Annotated in this window: 16 protein-coding genes; 5 read left to right on the forward strand and 11 right to left on the reverse strand. The window is 45.1% G+C overall.

The window, feature by feature from the left end:
- The first annotated feature begins 30 nt into the window (after positions 1 to 30).
- Positions 31 to 270 carry a hypothetical protein gene (locus MHI01_RS14730; RefSeq protein WP_164783194.1) on the forward strand — a complete coding sequence of 80 codons (240 nt, stop codon included), beginning with the start codon at positions 31 to 33 and terminating at the stop codon, positions 268 to 270.
- A 59-nt stretch (positions 271 to 329) separates the two neighbouring features.
- On the opposite strand, the gene MHI01_RS14735 is transcribed toward MHI01_RS14730, so the two are convergent.
- From MHI01_RS14735 to MHI01_RS14755, 5 genes are all read right to left on the reverse strand, one after another.
- The gene (locus MHI01_RS14735) at positions 330 to 1,385 is read right to left on the reverse strand and encodes a hypothetical protein (protein ID WP_340983473.1); all 1,056 of its coding nucleotides are present in this window, start codon (positions 1,383 to 1,385) and stop codon (positions 330 to 332) included.
- A gap of 41 nt (positions 1,386 to 1,426) precedes the next feature.
- Positions 1,427 to 2,917: a class I adenylate-forming enzyme family protein gene (locus MHI01_RS14740; protein WP_340983474.1), complete on the reverse strand. Its 1,491-nt coding sequence runs from the start codon at positions 2,915 to 2,917 to the stop codon at positions 1,427 to 1,429.
- On the reverse strand, positions 2,917 to 3,156 hold the full coding sequence (locus tag MHI01_RS14745; protein WP_051446949.1) for a phosphopantetheine-binding protein: 240 nt from the start codon (positions 3,154 to 3,156) through the stop codon (positions 2,917 to 2,919). Before MHI01_RS14745 ends, MHI01_RS14740 begins: the two co-directional genes overlap by 1 nt.
- 1,176 nt (positions 3,157 to 4,332) lie before the next feature.
- Entirely contained in the window at positions 4,333 to 5,943 is a 1,611-nt protein-coding gene (rlmD, locus tag MHI01_RS14750; protein ID WP_340983475.1) for a 23S rRNA (uracil(1939)-C(5))-methyltransferase RlmD, read from the reverse strand.
- Positions 5,944 to 6,483: 540 nt separating this feature from the next.
- Positions 6,484 to 7,365: a diacylglycerol kinase gene (locus MHI01_RS14755; protein ID WP_017690659.1), complete on the reverse strand. Its 882-nt coding sequence runs from the start codon at positions 7,363 to 7,365 to the stop codon at positions 6,484 to 6,486.
- Positions 7,366 to 7,890: 525 nt separating this feature from the next.
- On the opposite strand from MHI01_RS14755, the gene MHI01_RS14760 reads away from it, so the two are divergent.
- Positions 7,891 to 8,607, forward strand: coding sequence for an NPP1 family protein (locus tag MHI01_RS14760; RefSeq protein WP_036606046.1), 717 nt, complete (start codon positions 7,891 to 7,893; stop codon positions 8,605 to 8,607).
- 95 nt (positions 8,608 to 8,702) lie between these two features.
- Here the strand turns inward: MHI01_RS14760 and MHI01_RS14765 are convergent, their stop codons facing one another.
- Complete coding sequence (locus tag MHI01_RS14765; protein WP_036606047.1) at positions 8,703 to 9,119, reverse strand: DUF4395 domain-containing protein; 417 nt, start codon at positions 9,117 to 9,119, stop codon at positions 8,703 to 8,705.
- Positions 9,120 to 9,190: 71 nt separating this feature from the next.
- The gene (locus MHI01_RS14770; RefSeq protein WP_076320031.1) at positions 9,191 to 10,117 is read right to left on the reverse strand and encodes a ketopantoate reductase family protein; all 927 of its coding nucleotides are present in this window, start codon (positions 10,115 to 10,117) and stop codon (positions 9,191 to 9,193) included.
- Between the two features lie 168 nt (positions 10,118 to 10,285).
- Here MHI01_RS14770 and MHI01_RS14775 point away from each other — a divergent pair, with 168 nt between their 5' ends.
- Positions 10,286 to 10,855 carry a TetR/AcrR family transcriptional regulator gene (locus MHI01_RS14775; protein WP_076253824.1) on the forward strand — a complete coding sequence of 190 codons (570 nt, stop codon included), beginning with the start codon at positions 10,286 to 10,288 and terminating at the stop codon, positions 10,853 to 10,855.
- Positions 10,856 to 11,000: 145 nt separating this feature from the next.
- On the opposite strand, the gene MHI01_RS14780 is transcribed toward MHI01_RS14775, so the two are convergent.
- Positions 11,001 to 11,786: a sirohydrochlorin chelatase gene (locus MHI01_RS14780; protein WP_340983476.1), complete on the reverse strand. Its 786-nt coding sequence runs from the start codon at positions 11,784 to 11,786 to the stop codon at positions 11,001 to 11,003.
- A 1-nt stretch (position 11,787) separates the two neighbouring features.
- Positions 11,788 to 12,078 (reverse strand): YerC/YecD family TrpR-related protein, encoded by a 291-nt coding sequence (locus tag MHI01_RS14785; protein ID WP_017690665.1) that lies wholly within the window; start codon positions 12,076 to 12,078, stop codon positions 11,788 to 11,790.
- A 454-nt stretch (positions 12,079 to 12,532) separates the two neighbouring features.
- Here MHI01_RS14785 and MHI01_RS14790 point away from each other — a divergent pair, with 454 nt between their 5' ends.
- Positions 12,533 to 13,168, forward strand: coding sequence for a hypothetical protein (locus MHI01_RS14790; protein ID WP_083669946.1), 636 nt, complete (start codon positions 12,533 to 12,535; stop codon positions 13,166 to 13,168).
- A gap of 134 nt (positions 13,169 to 13,302) precedes the next feature.
- Positions 13,303 to 14,391, forward strand: a complete 1,089-nt coding sequence (locus MHI01_RS14795; RefSeq protein WP_076320033.1) for a DNA alkylation repair protein — start codon at positions 13,303 to 13,305, stop codon at positions 14,389 to 14,391.
- Between the two features lie 394 nt (positions 14,392 to 14,785).
- On the opposite strand, the gene MHI01_RS14800 is transcribed toward MHI01_RS14795, so the two are convergent.
- Positions 14,786 to 15,247, reverse strand: a complete 462-nt coding sequence (locus MHI01_RS14800) for a DIP1984 family protein (protein ID WP_076320034.1) — start codon at positions 15,245 to 15,247, stop codon at positions 14,786 to 14,788.
- A gap of 128 nt (positions 15,248 to 15,375) precedes the next feature.
- Entirely contained in the window at positions 15,376 to 16,335 is a 960-nt protein-coding gene (gene corA / locus MHI01_RS14805) for a magnesium/cobalt transporter CorA (protein ID WP_036668386.1), read from the reverse strand.
- Positions 16,336 to 16,488 lie beyond the last annotated feature (153 nt).

The raw sequence follows: 16,488 nt of genomic DNA on the forward strand, positions 1-16,488 counted from the left end.
ACAGGTATGGTTCTATGCATGAATCACAAGATGTCGGGTCAAATAACAGGAGAGATTCTTGAGGTGAGTGGATTCGCTGTGGTTGTGCCGGAAAAAGCGCTTGAAGCAATGCGGATCGTTGAAAGACAAGAAAGCAATAGGCTGTCAGCAAACGGATCTTTAAGACAAGAGCAACGGTTTGGCTTAATCAATACGCTGTATCGCAACGATTATAATCCCGGCATCACTCCCTCCATAAATATGCCCGGATCACCACCGGCTTCGGGCTAAGGCTTCTATTCAGGTACAAGAAGAGATATCCACAACTGACATCATCTGCTCCCTCAACATTACTGAATGCCTACCTTCTTCAGCCATCGTTCAAGGAATATGGATTCTTCATTTTCTATATTCGTAATCAGCGTTTGTAAGCTTTCGGAAATACTCGTATCCCTAGTCAAATTATATTTAATCGCTACATTCACAAGTATCCTTGCCTGAAGTTCTATGGCTGTGAATTCATCTATATGCTCTTGATTTAATTCAATTAAATGCCGATTATGGTACAAGTACTTGAGTCTTAGCGTCATCATCTTCTTATGATCATAAAGTAAATGAAAGGGTCTTATATCAAGCATAGCCTTATGTTCCGATGTTTCTTTCACATAATTAAATAGAGTTGTGTATATTTGCATGCCGAAGTCAAGATTATCCTTGTCACCCCCGTAGTTGAACATCTCCCAATACTCCGGCGTTTGCTTAGTGAAATAATTTCTTATAGAATTCAATAGGGTATCTGCACTGAATTTATCCTGATTTTGATCATTGAATGTATACAGATAAACCATTTCTCTAAGGTAATCATGATTGGTTGTTAGATGATTTGTGTCGAACGCAAGATTGAAATCATTAAATGATATCTCAGCCTGACTATACACCCCGTTCTTAAAAAAATCGGAAACATACAACATCTCTCTATCCAAATCATAGCCATAAACAAATATGTCATGATGCAATTGAAGTTTATTGTAGCGATCGCTTAGGGGCACGTAGAAATAATTGATCATGGTGTGGACATAGTTATTAGCATTAATATTTTCTACAATAAAATGAATAACAGAGTCCCATTTAGTTGTTACAGTATCTCTATGTATCTTTTGAGTAGTAATCCATTTGCACGCATCCGAAGGCCGTAGCTCATAAGTCACAGGAAAATAAAAATCTCCCCAATGATGTTTATAATCTTTGTTAATAAACAATTGGATATAATTGCTAAATATCCATGGGTGTGCGCACTCGTAATGGGTAAGTATGGACAAGAGATGAGCATGTTGCGTATAGGTTGTAATCATCGGATAACTGACCGGCAATATTTTTCTGCCTAACGTTTGAGTTGAATTCTTCAACCTTTCGTTCACCCCTGGTTAAATGGCTTAAGGATTTCGAATCAGTATATCTCATTTAGCAATAAGCGCTTCGTACTTGCCCTGTCCAGTTTTCCTGTTTTTGTTTTTGGAATGTTATCGATAATCCTCCATTGTCTAGGCACTTTATACGTTGACAAATGCAAGTTGCAATGTCGTGTCAGTGCATCTATATCAATCAGGCATTCATTAAAAACTTTCAGAAATGCGATAGGCACTTCGCCTAACAGATCATCGTGTACACCAACAACCATGACCTCCTCCACTTCTTTCAAGCCGTACAAAAATTCCTCGATTTCTTCCGGATAGATATTGATACCGCCGGATATAATGATATTCTTCTTTCGGCCTGTGAGTATAAGACACCCTGATTCATTCCAATATCCCAAATCTCCTGTCTTTAACCAACCCTCAACAATGGTAGCGTTCGTTAACTCCGGGTTTTTGTAATAACCGAGCATCACATTCGGGCCCTTTACCCAAATTTCTCCGATAGCAGCTCCTTCTATCTCATTCTCTTCTTCGTCAACAAGACGAATAGAAACGTCATCTATGGGTGATCCACAGGATAAGTAGCGCTCTCCCCGTTCCATCATGCTTACCCGCGGAGAAGCTTCGGTCAATCCATAGGTTTGAATAATGTCCGCATGAGGAAATACAGTCTGAAGATGGTCTACTAATTTCGCGGGAGTCGCCGCACCGCTAATTACAATAAATTCAATGGAGTCAAAGGCACTCCAGTTCTTTGTCTGATGGAAATCGGAAACAAAGTGCATCAATTGCGTAGGCACCGCTGAGAATGCCGTGACCGCCTTATTCTGAAACAGTTTAAACGCGGTGCGCGGCAGAAAGGGCAAGCTGATAAGTTTAATTCGGGTTCCATATAACATACAAGAAATTAATTGCGTGACAATCGTAGAACTGAAATGAACGGGCATCGTTACAAGAAACGAATCTTGTTCTGTATACCCCACCTTTCCGCCATGTGCCAACGCATTCGTTAATACATTCCAATGGGATAACATAACGATTTTAGATTTTCCGGTTGTGCCCGATGTAGGAAGGAGAATCGCACATTGATTGGGATCGGACTGATTGGTTAACGAGATCGATTCGAACGAAGGCATTGGTTCTTGCGATAAATCCTGAGCGGTAACCCAAGGTATGTCGCAATTTAAATGCGCTGGCTGTGCAGATTTGCTGATAACCAATTTGGCGTCACTAGCAATTAAAATATTTTCAATTTCAGTATTGGACGCCGAATAAGGAACCGGTACTAACACATAACCGCAGAATTGAATGCCCAGCGCCGCAAAAATGAACAAGGGCTCATTATTTGTGTATAATGCAAGATGGCTTCCGGACTCAAGCTCAAAATTCTTGTGGATATATAGAGCAATCAAGTAAGCTTCTGTCATCACCTCTGCGTAAGTCCATTGCTGCTTTAGATCTTCAAGGATAATATGATCTTGGCGATCAGAGGCCTCCAGAAATAGACGCTGAATGATAGTCATCATAGCGTTCTCACAGTCAAATAATTAAGGATTAATCCAGCCGTGGAGAACTTCTCAAATAACAGATCTTCATCAGGGATCGAGATGTTAAACTTCGATTCCATTAAAACAATAAGCTTGATGAAGCCTACTGAATCGATCCCTTGGTCCAACAAACGGGTATCGTGGCCTTCCGGATACTCGATGTCCAGCTCAGCAAAAATTTCATCTCTCAAGATAGATTCTATTGATTTAGACATCATATTCCCCCGTTAGATAATCTTTAGAAAGGCTGATTAAAGAGGATAGTATACGTGATGAGAAAGTGAAAGTGATTTTGAAGAAGAATAAGTTCATAACGATGAACAAGGTGAATTTGCATTGAAAGAGTTGTTTGCATAGTTGTATGCAGAGATTCTGCAATTCATGCTGGAGGCGGAGTATGACACGATGCAGGACATAAAAAGCTTGACGCGAAGAGTACAACGACGGAAATAATTGAGGGTTCCTTCGTCAACATCGCAAAGCCTAAAGAAAAAAGCATTTTCCCAAGCAATGAAGCGTTGCTGAAAATGCTCTACAAAACTAGGATGAATGTCACTCGTAAATGGATAGTGCGTGTACAAAACCGGGATTAAGCACACCATCAACTCTCCATTTTCTTCCTTGACGGGATTGAACTATACTGCGTAAAGATTTGCTTGGAGAGCGTTTACAATAGTAGATTTACAGCACCAATCGCTCGATATATTAAATATAATTACATATCTGCCAATTGTCAACAGTTTCGAAAAGCCCGTTGATGCCAAGGAGATGTTCAACGCATGCTGTTGGGCTGTCAAGAACGAACGTCAATTATTTAAGGAGAACGGCTCGACTTCAAACTGGAATCGCTCATGAACACGATACAGAATCACGTGTATCAGCGTCCAAAGCTGAGTTAATGAAGTTTGCCTCGCTTTGACGTCCAATCGAAATCAGTTATAACTCTAGCACATGGGTAAACATGGTTTCCAGTAACCTCTTTCATCCGTTCGGAAAGAAAGAGGTTACTGGTACGAAAGTATGGCTGTTGGCCAGCGGCGAGCCACATGAAGATGATATTTTCACGAACCCCCTACAAGGCTTCTCTACCCACATTTGGCTACAAGCGTGATGATAAGAAGCTTCTACTTGATGAGATCTATGCCCCTATAGTTCAAGAAATTTCACCTCTATCTGTATTAGGTTTAGGGTGTGTACAAAATCAGTAATTACTTCATTATTACAGGTACAAAAAAAGACACGGAAGAACAACTCCGTGCCTATATAAAGCAATTATCCCGCTTCACCGAACTTCAAATTGAAGTTATTCAAGACGGTTCAATCAAAGCCATACATTATATATTTCCTGTCCTCAATCCATAAGGAAGTTGGAACAACGAGAGGCGTAGGAATTAATCCTGCCCCTTCCATTTTAACATCGCCACCGATTCCACATGCACCGTATGCGGGAACATATCCACCGGCGTTACCTCCACGGTGCGATAGCCGCCATCTTCCAACACACGAAGATCACGTGCCAGCGTACTCGGATTACAACTCACGTAAACCACGCGTTCCGGCTTCATCTCCAGGATGGTATCGAGCAAACGCGGGTCGCAGCCTTTTCGTGGTGGGTCGACAACGATGACGTCAGCTTCGATGCCTTGTTCTTTCCAGCGCGGGATGACATCCTCAGAGGCACCAACTTCGAACTTGACGTTGCGCATCTCGTTCAATAGAGCATTGCTCCGCGCATCCTCGATCGCTTCAGGCACGATCTCTACCCCATACACCTGATCCGCATGTTGCGCGAGAAAAAGAGAAATCGTTCCGATGCCGCAATAGGCATCAATTACCGTCTCTTTGCCGCTCAGTCCAGCGTACTCTACCGTTTTGCCATACAGTACTTCCGTTTGCACCGGATTCACCTGATAGAACGAACGCGCAGAGATCGCAAACTGCACATCACCGATATAATCATAAATTACATCACGGCCCCACAGGACGCGGGTCTCATCGCCAAAGATGACGTTGGTCTGTTTCTTGTTCACGTTCTGGCAGATGCTTGCCACATGCGGAATCGCTTCACGGATACTGCCAATCCATTCGTCTTTGTACGGAATGTCTCGACCATTCGTGACCAGTACGAGCATCATCTCGCCAGTACGGAATGCCTTCTTCACAACCACATGGCGCAATAAGCCGCGACCTGTCTCTTCGTTGTAGGCGCTAATTCCAAAATGACTGCCGATCTCTTTAACCTTTGCGACCACTTCGTCATTGTGCTCATGCTGAATGAGGCAACTCTCCATATCGATGATGCGATGGCTTCCTTTGGCGTAAAAACCACCTACCAGACCACCCTCGGTCACACCAATGGGCACCTGTGCCTTGTTCCGATATCGCCACGGCTCGTCCATACCCATCGTAGGAAGGACGCGAATACCCTGTTCCGTATTTTTTGCATCCTCCATCATCACGTTCAATTTGCCAATCCGTTGCAAATTATCAATCACCAACTGGCGTTTCCACGCAAGCTGTCCGGCATAACTCATATGCTGGATCTGGCAGCCGCCGCACTGATCGTAGATCGGGCAAGGCGCGGACACTCGATCCGGGCTTGCTTTCACGATTTCCAGCAGTTTGGCATAGCCATACTGCTTCTTGGTTTTCATCACGCGCACACGCACGGTTTCACCTGGAAGCGCACCCTGCACAAAGAGCGTGTATCCATTCGCACGACCTACACCCTCACCGTCATGGTTCATGCCAATGATGTCGATGACGGTCTCTTCATTTTTGCTAACGGGCAGTCCTTCGATTGGTGCAGATTCACGCGTTCTCCCCTTTGGACGAACGGCAGAAAGAGATGCGCCTTGTGGCCGCACCTCTTTTCCCTGCTGACGTGTAGATGGACGAGATGATTGACTTGGCTGACGGGACGCTGAAGCGTTCCCTTGCCCCTGAGAGGCAGCCGAATTCCGGCGGTTTTTTCCACGACCGCTGCGGTTCGTATTAGACAACGTACATTCACTTCTTTCTTCTTATATGGTATCACATCAAAAAATAACGTTCCGAATTTCTAATGAATTTCAGAAACGTTATATCATCTTCGGATGGTGTTTTCCGACCTTTTTCGGTCATTTTCTCCAAAATAACGACACTGAGATTCGTTAGATTCGCAGCTTCGGCTATTTAGCCACATTAAGGCTTTCTGAGTTCGTTAGCCGCCAGCCGGCACTCGACCAAACTGTTACATTCAGTACGGTGTACTACATCGCAGTACCATCGAACTAGACCAGCACTTTTAACCTTCACTGTTCAATGTTCATTGTTTCACGTTCACTCAATCACCACAATGTGCCCTGTATCCGCTCAACGTATGGTGACCACATGAGATTATACGCGATCCCACCGTACACAGCAACTGGAAATTGCACTTCCATCTCACCTTACGGCAGAGCTGTATCCAACTCTCCTCACCACTTGTGCGATGCTTTACAAAAACCACTGCGGCATTAACGCTTTCCGCAAGCAACCACATTCTCCGCTAAGTGCCAAGTTTAACGATACAACATCAGATGATGACGCAAATTCGTAAACGTAGCAGGTAGCGTGCCGCCCAACTCTCCATCGAGGTTCAGTTGCACATAACCTGGCGACGTAACTTCCATATGACTCGTCTGGAAATGAACCACTTTCTTGTCGTTCAGATGCTCCCCACGCAACGCGAGCGTTACGAGGCGAATCATATCAGCCAGATTACATTTGCGGACACCGATCACATCGAACAGACCATCATCAATGGTTGCTCCTGGAGCCAACTTCTCAAAACCCCCGACCGAATTGGTATTGGCGATGAGGAATAACATGAATTCATCATGGATCTCTTCCTGACCGTCGGCACGAATAATCAGCTCCTGTGGAGACAGACTCGCCATTTTCTCAATACCCTTCATATAATAGGCCAGTTGCCCAATCATCGTTTTCAGACGACTCGGCACTTCATAGGTCAGTTCAGTTAATGAGCCGCCACCGGCAATGTTGATAAAATATTTATCATTCGCTTTGCCCAGATCGAGCGGACGAAGTTGCTGGTTAATGACCAGATCCACATAATCCTCCCACTGTCTCGGAATGCCGAGTGCACGTGCAAAATCATTCGTTGTTCCCAAAGGGAACACACCCAGCGGAGGACGATTCTCCCGCTCAGCCATACCATTGATAACTTCATACAACGTGCCATCGCCACCAGCAGCAATAATCATGTCATATCCGCGTTCAATTGCCAGTTCAGCTTCCCGGGTTGCGTCACCTTCACCCGTTGTTGCGTGACATGAAGCTTCAATACCACCTTGATCCAAACGCTGCAAAATATCAGCCAGACGTTTCTTCATTTCTTCCCGGCCTGAGGTCGGATTATATATTAAGCGAGCTTTTTTCATCTCATACGCCACCTATTCCACATTATCCATGAGTCTAAACGACCTCATATTCTTACGTTGCATCAGTCCACAAAAGGGCATATTTTTTACACAATAATGAACTTGCGTTCATTCTGCTCTAATCTTTCGACTTACCTATATCTATGCATCAGGAATTCCGTCTCATTCCAAAGCCTTTAACTCCTATCATATCATCAAATGTAAAGATGTCCTAGCCTGTAATCCATAAGTATATTTTAACATATCCGTACCCACTAATCTGCCTATTACCCAATAAACCTCACGCACCGATCCTGAATCTTCTCCACTACCTTTTATGTAAAATAGTCTCATTAATCAACCATTCTGCCCGCTTGGACAGGAATTAGTCTTCGATTTCGATGATATTTATATGATTATGACATAGATATGCTACAAATTTACAAATCTTAAGATGAAAAGATAAATAACATAAACCTTTTTCCAATATAGTTTTAGTGCACCCTCAACTTAGCACCACATCATACCCTTGAAGGAGAAGTGTAAATGAAAAAAATCGTGTTAATGCTCCTGGTCTTTCTTATGGCATGTATTCCTTGGGTCACCGTTGTTGAAGCGGCAGAAATCAATCATGATCAGGTTGTCGGATTCCAGGAAGTCTCACCAGTCACCGTAATGCAACAAGCAGCCAAGCGTTTTCAGCCATTTTTGAAGGTCTATCATGGTTGTGTGCCTTTTCCCGCAGTGGATCAACAGGGCAATACCAGCGCTGGCTTGAATACGTCCGGGTCATCGAATGGGAACTGTAGCTCAAATACAGGGCAGATCTACTCCCGCTCCGCATGGCACAATGGGGTGTGGGCTATCATGTATTCGTGGTATTTCCCCAAAGACTCCCCTTCCTCTGGACTCGGCCATCGTCATGATTGGGAAGGAATCGTCGTGTGGGTCGATAATCCGGCAGCTGCCAATTCCAAAATCCTCTCTATCGCATATTCCGGTCACGGCCAGTTTACAAAAGTTACACCGAGCAATAACAATACACAAGGTAACCATCCGTTGATTTCCTATAATAGTACCTGGCCGCTGAACCATGAGCTCGGGGTCACCAACGCTGTTGGGGGAACACAACCATTAATCGGATGGGACGATCTGACTTCTGCCGCACGAAATGCACTCAACACGACAAACTTCGGTAGCGCCAACGTGCCTTTCAACGATAACAATTTTACCAACAATTTAAATAAGGCCTGGTTCAGATAAAAAAAATCCCCTTCAAGTGGCAGCTCACTTGAGGGGGATTTCGTTATGAAGTTATCGTAGTATCCCGGATACCTGTATCACTTTTTCAACCAACCTCAAAATCCGATTTTTCTGCCTGCACGCAGCTGTTTATACCAGAAATAGACGGTGCAGCCTACACAATAACCCAGCAGTGCCGCGCTTGCAGCCGCGAGAAGCATGACGGAGAATACATAACCTGCGCCTACCCAACCAAGCGAGAACGAGATGAGTGCCAAAGACAGGAAGAGCACGGCCAGAATATTGTTGAATCGCTGTAGCTCCACCGCCTGCGCCTCTGTACCTTTACCAGTCAGCACGACTTTGCCAATCTGTACGAACAGATTAAATTTGCCACCGGAAGCCAGCCCCACCACCTGAATGATCCACAGCAAGCCCAGAACTACAATTGGATTGAACACAAACGAGAGCAAAACAAACAATACAATACCAACCTGATTTGCTTTCACATAGCGCATAGGTACTTCCCGCATCTGTATATCTCCTTATCCCCATTTTATTAGTTGGTTTTATTGTAGTCGGTATTGGGTTAATGAGCAACACTTCATTTAAGGGGAGTAAAATCTCTTTTCAGCACATCCCAATGGGGAGTCGGGGTGCCTGTTGTCTTTTTCCAATCGGTAAATGCATTATTTAACGCCTCAATCTCTCCAAAAGAACCCGCGACCAGCTTATGAACCGGAAGCATGCTATAGATCTTCAACAGAAGGTACAACATCCGTTGATGCTTGCGGATCATTTTAGCCTGAATCTCCGGTATAATCGTTATGCCCATAGCCTCAAGTACGCTAAAGCCTTCATCCATCGCCCCAATCATATGTTGGATTTGCTTTCTATTCCCGTCCAACTTGATCAACTCACGCTCCTCATTAAAACTCACCGCATTAAGCATCAGAATGGGGATGATATGGCTTTTCAGCCAGGCATCAATATCGCTCAGAACATTTAACTTGTATTTCACATGTTGGAAAGCTTGGTCCAGCAAAGGTTTAAAGCCTATCTCTCCGTCCAGACTGCCGATTACCATTTGTCCGCTGCCTCCACCGACCGATAACATGCGGTCCTTTTCCCGCTTCCCTGCACTCACATGAAATCCAAACGCGACCTGTTTTGCTACCCTGCTGTTTTCCTCCAAAAAGTTTTGCATGCTTCGTGCATCTGCGTTGTTTCCCACAATCACAATATTGCTGCTCTGATTGTCTGCCAGAATAGGTAACACTGAAGGAAAATCGTTATACTTCATGACAACAAAAATCAGATCATATTGGTCATCCACTTCCAACGTTCTGGCTACCCGAACCTGATCAACTGTCGTTTTGAATTGAAAAAAATGCCGGATGACGAGTCCATCCTTCTCCAGCTCCTCTGCCCGCTTCCCTCTGGCCAGAATGGTGACTTCATTGCCGCCGCGCACCAGAACATGCGCCAGTTGACTGCCCAAAACCCCCGCACCATACACTAATATCTTCATTGGTTATCCCTCAATTTCATAGTTTATAAATAATCGTTGTTTTATCAACATTTGTTGATAAAATAAGAGTAACAAAGCACCTACTGTGCTTCAATCGTTAAAATATCCGTTTTTGTTGAATAATCAACGAATGATTCCTTATTGTTGAAAACCATCATAGGAGGGGCCATGGACAGACGAGTACTCAAGACACGAAAGGCAATAATTGAAGCTTTTGTGGGGTTACTGGAGGAACAGGATTTTGAGCAAATTACGATAAACGATATTGCTGATCGGGCTAATGTAAACCGAGGAACCATCTATTTGCATTACGCTGACAAGTTCGACCTGTTGGATCAATGCATTGAGACCTATTTGCAGCGGTTGTTGGATGCCTGTATGATCGAAAGCTCTACTACAACACCCGTTACGGCCAAGGATGCGCTGCTCAGAACTTTCCGTTATCTGGAACAGCATGCCTCTACCTATACTACACTTCTAACCAAAAAAGGTATTCCGGCATTCCGTAGTAAGTTGATGACATTGTTGGTCCAGGGAGTACAGGATCAAATGGATGCTTGTGGAATCCAGGAAGGTATGAAAAAAGAGATTACCATACAGTTTCTTGCTTCCGCTGCAGTCGGTATCCTGGAGTGGTGGATTATGAATTCCATGCCTTATCCGGCCGAGGAGATCGTTGACCAATTAATAAGTTTACTGGAGCTACATCTGCAATTGCACGCACCCATTAATGGATAGCCCAATCTCTTTCAAGTGATCTACAACAAACAAAAACCACGTCCTTCGACGTGGTTTGATTGTTTATGAAGCTATGGAGTTCAAATCAATTGATGCGACATCACTGCGAGCGATGTGATCACACACCTAGGCCAAAGCGATCACTTCAAGAAGAAGCTTTAACTTCATTACATCTCTCCAGCAAAATCTGGATCTGGCGCTCCAGCCACTGCCCAAGCAATGGATGTGGCAACAGTGTCTCACCGCTGTACACATAATTCAGTTCTTGCAACCGACCCGGGATAACGTTCCTCGTGAAATAACCGGCACTCAAAAACAGCGGCGTCACAATGACTCGGTTCCCCCGCTCTTCGCTCCAGTACTTCACTTTGTCGTACACACTCTCCGGATTCAGCAATGCATAATCCGTATGGGCTACATCACTAACTTCCTGCACACGCTCTGCAAGGGAAGAAATTCCGGCTTCCCAACGCTCGCGAAAACCATCATGAATACTACCATGGCCAACCAGCAGAATCGTTTCTTCCTCCGGTTGCTGCGACAGTACTCGGACTTTGTCCCACACCATCACGGCAATATCCGGATCGTTATCCACCGGATAACCGAAGTGAACCCGAGCCTTCACTTCGAACGGTTCCAGATCCGTTTCGCGATCAGGTGTTTCCTTTGCACCAATGGCATATTCAATTTCATCCACGTGTGTACTCCCGGACGAAACAAATAGAGGTACGACCAGAATATCGGTTACGCCTTGTGCTTCCAGTCGGTCGATACCGTCCTGGATCAGGCGTCCTTCCACAAGTTCAAGAAAACCGGCTTCAACCGGTAATGGAACAGGCAGATTCAACCGGGAGATCGCGTCATCGACGGATTCCACCCAGGTCTGCTCCTGTGAACCGTGACTGATGATGAGTACACCCGGCTTCTTCATGTTAGCGTCCCAGGCGTTCCAGCGTCATTTTATAACCATCATTGCCGTAATTCAGGCAGCGTTTCACACGTGAAATTGTAGCTGTACTCGCACCTGTCTCCGCTTCAATCTGGTTATACGTATTGCCTTTACCCAACATACGAGCCACTTCCAGCCGCTGGGACATGGATTGGATCTCGTTAACTGTGCAGAGGTCATCAAAGAAAACATAACACTCTTCAATATCTTTTAGCGTCAAAATAGCCTCGAATAGTTGTTCAATGCTTTTATCATTTAGCTTTTTCAGCTGCATTTCATCATCATCCCCTAGCGGTTACTGTGTACCTACATTGTACTCACCCTGAGTTGGTATTTCAAGCGTTACCGATTTCACGCACTACAGAATAAAAATACATGTTACCGCTTACAAAAGGTACTATTGTCCTCCCCTCGCGTACATCGGGCGAAATTTCCGCGCTTTTTCCCAGTTTTCACCTGTATATATCCGATTACTTATGTAGGATTTCAATCCTCCTAAATGTTACAATTTTGTGTCTAAACTGCATTTTACTCTTCGTGAACCTGCCATCTTACATGCGCCCAAATCCGCAAATATCCCGTTTTCCGGGATACCCGCCTACGCCGTCTCTCCGCGAATGACATACAGTATAACAAAAGGGAGTTCCACAAGGGTCTATGATGTACATCTGTCATGCAACTCATGGAACGCAATTCCGAAATCCAACATAGAAGGAACGTGATCGTTCATGCCACAGCATTATTATCACCGCCAGCCAGCACCAAGGCAGCGTCCGTCTTCTCATGCTCATCGGCAGGCGCATACTTCTGCCTATATGCCGCCCGGTGTGGTTCCACGGTCTTTAAATGAAACTCAGATTCAACCGATGTATCCTGGCGTAGAACCACACTACCCGGGCTTTGGTGAAGTCGAAGCTTCTGCAGTCGTACCCTATGGGCAGGGTGTGGCTGGCGGAAACTTTTATGGAGGTGCAGCTCAGGTTCTTCCCCCAGCTCCGGTACCGGCGCCTGCTACTGGCAGTTCCGGCTTTTCATTAGCCAACATCGGTGAGTTAAAAGGAATGATCGACCGCTTCGGCGGTATTGATGGAATCATGAGTGGAATAGGCAAAATGCAAAAGGTCGTCGGTGGGATCCAGCAGATGGCTCCGATGATGAAACTCGTTATGGGCATTCTGCCTTTTGGAAAAGGAAAAACGGATAGCAGCGCGGCCGATGCAGACTATGAAGAATATAAGCCGTCCCGCAAACGCAAAAACAAACGTCGGAACAAAACAACGAATGCTACACGTCGCCGCAATCCAACTCCAGTCCGTCGCAAATCCAATTCCACAAAGCGCCGTCCCAAAAGTCGCAAAGGTTAAAAAAAATTCAGGCACCCCCTTACAGAAGGCGGGTGCCTTAACACCGTTCATCCGTATACAAATAAATTTCAGGAACTTACGTTCTTATTTCTGTAATTTGAGGTATACTGGATAGTAACTAAAGGAGGCGGACCATGGAACTTATCAAAGACAAATACACTCCCGCATTAATCGATCGGACCGGCGAACAGATGCGTCAATTCTACCCTAAGCTGGATACACAGCAATTTCATGAATTGGTTTTCGCCGAAGGCTGGGAACAGTTGGAATTCAAAGCGCGCATTCGCAGAATCACACTGGCTTTGACCCAGGTACTGCCGGACAATTATGAGGAAGCATTACATATTATCGAACAAGCCGCCCCTACGATGAGAGGCGTTGAATATCTGTTTGTACCGGATTTTATCGAAGTGAACGGACTTGACCCAGAGGATTACGAGTTATCCATGAAGTATCTGACCCTCTTCACACCTTATTCCAGCTCGGAGTTCGCGGTACGCCCGTTTATTGAACTTTATCCAATCCAAACGATGAAACATATGATGGCGTGGGCAGAGAGCAACAACGAGCATATCCGCAGACTTGCCAGTGAGGGCAGCCGGCCACGTTTGCCATGGGGTGCGAAACTCCAGAACTTTATCACTGATCCAACACCTGTACTTCCGATTCTGCATGCATTGAAACAGGACGAGTCCCTCTATGTTCGCAAAAGTGTCGCCAATCATCTGAATGACATCTCCAAGGACCACCCTGAACTGGTTATGGATCTGGCCACGACCTGGTACGGACAACATGCACACACAGACTGGATTGTCCGGCATGCCAGCAGGTCATTACTGAAGAAAGGACATAGCACAGCACTAAGTCTTTTTGGTTATAACGAGCAGGATTCGATTCACATTGAGCAGCTTCAGCTTGTCCAGGATACGATTAGCATTGGCGAGGATCTCCATTTTTCGTTCGATGTCGTTAATGAGAGCGGCGAGTCCCAGATGCTGCGAATTGAATATGAGATGGGTTATATGAAGGCAAACGGCAAGCAGGCCCCCAAACGGTTCAAATGCTCCGATAAAATGTACCCGACAGGCAGAACCAAGGTAGCCACCAAACAATCCTTCAAAGTCATCACAACGAGAAAATATTATGTCGGTCTGCATACGCTTACCATTCTTGTGAATGGCAAAGAAGCAGCTACAACTTCTTTTGTTCTTGAAATGGAGTAAAAGGAAGTCATCATAAGTTATACACAGCTTGTTGAAGCGGAATAGTTATTCACATGTGGATACATTTTTTCAAAACTTCTAATAGAAGAATCAGAAAGGCCACCTGGCAAACATCATCTCCCGACATTTATTACTGCCCGAGATCATGGCCCAGTGGCCTTCTTCATATGTAGTTCAAACTGCAATTCCCCTTACCCACCCTCACCGCTATCCAAAGACCTGCATATGGTCGTAACAATTAGAAAGATACACGATACATCCATGCTGCGCATTCTTGTAACAATATTGGGCTAAATGATGATATGGGTTAGACATGGCCCAGCGTCTACCAGGTTTCCAACTTCCCGTTGGTGGGTTATGCTCGCTTCATTTGGATAGGGTTACCGACGCAGTTTTATTCCTCGATTAAGTCTATGGTCCAGTTCTTCTCCTGAATTTTAAAATCCAGTTCCCGGTAGGATTTCGAAAGGCTATCCACTTTATGTTGAATATCTGCTATGTTCACGGTTCGCTCATACTTCACTTCAGAACGACTGTACCGATCCTGGCGAATGGACGCATGCTGCAAAACTTCGTTAAACGATGCTCTTTCTTGCATGATTCCATCCCGCTCTGCAAGGGCATCTGCAAGCGTAACTCCAGCTGTGAAGTCAGTCTGTGCATTGGTCTTATTAATTTTCTTAACCAATACCGTCAGGCTCCGGATCGTATTCTCCAGGTCAATCATAAGCAACTGTGGGTCCTCTGCTGGCTGTTCACCTTCCTGAACTTTAACTACGCGTTCCAGACGTTGCTTGAGCTGAGCTATCTTCTTCTGCTCATCTGCACGCAGTACAAGAGCCTCTGCCAATCTCATCGTATCCCATCCTTCCACAATGATATGTATGGATAATTCATCCAGAATCTATTCACATATCGTTATATTTTACCTGTGGATACACGTTATTACAAGTTTATGTTACTAACATCTGATTACACTCGTTCTCACTTAAACCAGCCCCGTTTTACAAACCAGGCCACCATGCTTCCACCAAGCACAAACATCAACAGCAACACAGCCCCATACCCAAACTTCCATTGAAGCTCAGGCATATAGGCAAAGTTCATGCCATAAATACCCGCGATCAGTGTGAGCGGCATAAATACAGTCGTAATCACCGTGAGTGTCTTCATGATCTGATTCATCCGGTTGGAGTTCAGGGAAATATAACTATCGCGCAGGTCAGCGGTCATCTCCCGATCGGCTTCAATCATATCCGTCAGCTTCAATAAATGGTCATAGATATCGGTAAAATAAGCCGTATGTTCACCTGTTCGTTGTACATGCTGGGAATTGACCACCCGATAGAGCAGATCCCGCATCGGTACTACCGTTCGTCTGAGCTTCAGCAATCGAGTCCGCAGATCAAACACCTGGTTCATCAAGTCTTCAACTGACTCCTGTCCACCCCGGTTCTCCAGTTCGGCCAGTTCATCCTCAATCGCAAATAGAGACGGAAAATAATGATCGACCAGCTTGTCCATCACCGTATAGGCTGCTGCCACCGGACCTCGCGCCCAAATGGTTCGTTCATGAGCATGGTGCAACAAGCGTTCCCACGCTTCATCCACTTCCTCCAATACGCCATGATGAAAAGACACTAGGAAGTTTGATCCGAGAAACAAGTCAACCTCCTCGGCTTCCAGTGTGGACGGGTTCAGTGCGTGCAGCACAAGAAACTGCAGATTATCATAATAATCGAGCTTGGGCCGCTGCAACACATGCAGACAGTCCTCAATAGCTAAAGGGTGAAAATGAAAATATGTATCCAGCAAACGGCTTTCCTCTTCCGTTGGCTGGTTAAAATCGGCCCATACCCAGGCGTAATCGTTCAGATCCAGCTGTGTAAGTGGTACGTTAACGGAGACTTGATGTTCTCGTGTAATGGCGAGTGTACGAATCATAAATTAGACCACGTCCTTGTCCTGTATCTTTACGTTATTGTACACAGGTATCTTCTAACTCGACAACAAAAAAAGCCAACCCTGTTGGCTTCTCTCATTTCCCTATCCACAGTTCCCTGTATCCACAGGAATATCTTCTTTTGGTTTATCATT

The sequence above is a fragment of the Paenibacillus sp. FSL M7-0656 genome, from assembly GCF_038003225.1.
Classification (GTDB): Bacteria; Bacillota; Bacilli; order Paenibacillales; family Paenibacillaceae; genus Paenibacillus; species Paenibacillus amylolyticus.

Coding starts and splice junctions, on each gene's coding strand:
- MHI01_RS14775 (WP_076253824.1), top strand. CDS start 10,286: ATGGACAGACGAGTACTCAAGACACGAAAGGCAATAATTGAAGCTTTT.
- MHI01_RS14800 (WP_076320034.1), bottom strand. CDS start 15,247: ATGAGATTGGCAGAGGCTCTTGTACTGCGTGCAGATGAGCAGAAGAAG.
- MHI01_RS14780 (WP_340983476.1), bottom strand. CDS start 11,786: ATGAAGAAGCCGGGTGTACTCATCATCAGTCACGGTTCACAGGAGCAG.
- MHI01_RS14770 (WP_076320031.1), bottom strand. CDS start 10,117: ATGAAGATATTAGTGTATGGTGCGGGGGTTTTGGGCAGTCAACTGGCG.
- MHI01_RS14785 (WP_017690665.1), bottom strand. CDS start 12,078: ATGCAGCTGAAAAAGCTAAATGATAAAAGCATTGAACAACTATTCGAG.
- MHI01_RS14755 (WP_017690659.1), bottom strand. CDS start 7,365: ATGAAAAAAGCTCGCTTAATATATAATCCGACCTCAGGCCGGGAAGAA.
- MHI01_RS14730 (WP_164783194.1), top strand. CDS start 31: ATGTCGGGTCAAATAACAGGAGAGATTCTTGAGGTGAGTGGATTCGCT.
- corA (WP_036668386.1), bottom strand. CDS start 16,335: ATGATTCGTACACTCGCCATTACACGAGAACATCAAGTCTCCGTTAAC.
- MHI01_RS14795 (WP_076320033.1), top strand. CDS start 13,303: ATGGAACTTATCAAAGACAAATACACTCCCGCATTAATCGATCGGACC.
- MHI01_RS14765 (WP_036606047.1), bottom strand. CDS start 9,119: ATGCGGGAAGTACCTATGCGCTATGTGAAAGCAAATCAGGTTGGTATT.
- MHI01_RS14760 (WP_036606046.1), top strand. CDS start 7,891: ATGAAAAAAATCGTGTTAATGCTCCTGGTCTTTCTTATGGCATGTATT.
- MHI01_RS14790 (WP_083669946.1), top strand. CDS start 12,533: ATGCCACAGCATTATTATCACCGCCAGCCAGCACCAAGGCAGCGTCCG.
- MHI01_RS14745 (WP_051446949.1), bottom strand. CDS start 3,156: ATGTCTAAATCAATAGAATCTATCTTGAGAGATGAAATTTTTGCTGAG.
- MHI01_RS14740 (WP_340983474.1), bottom strand. CDS start 2,917: ATGACTATCATTCAGCGTCTATTTCTGGAGGCCTCTGATCGCCAAGAT.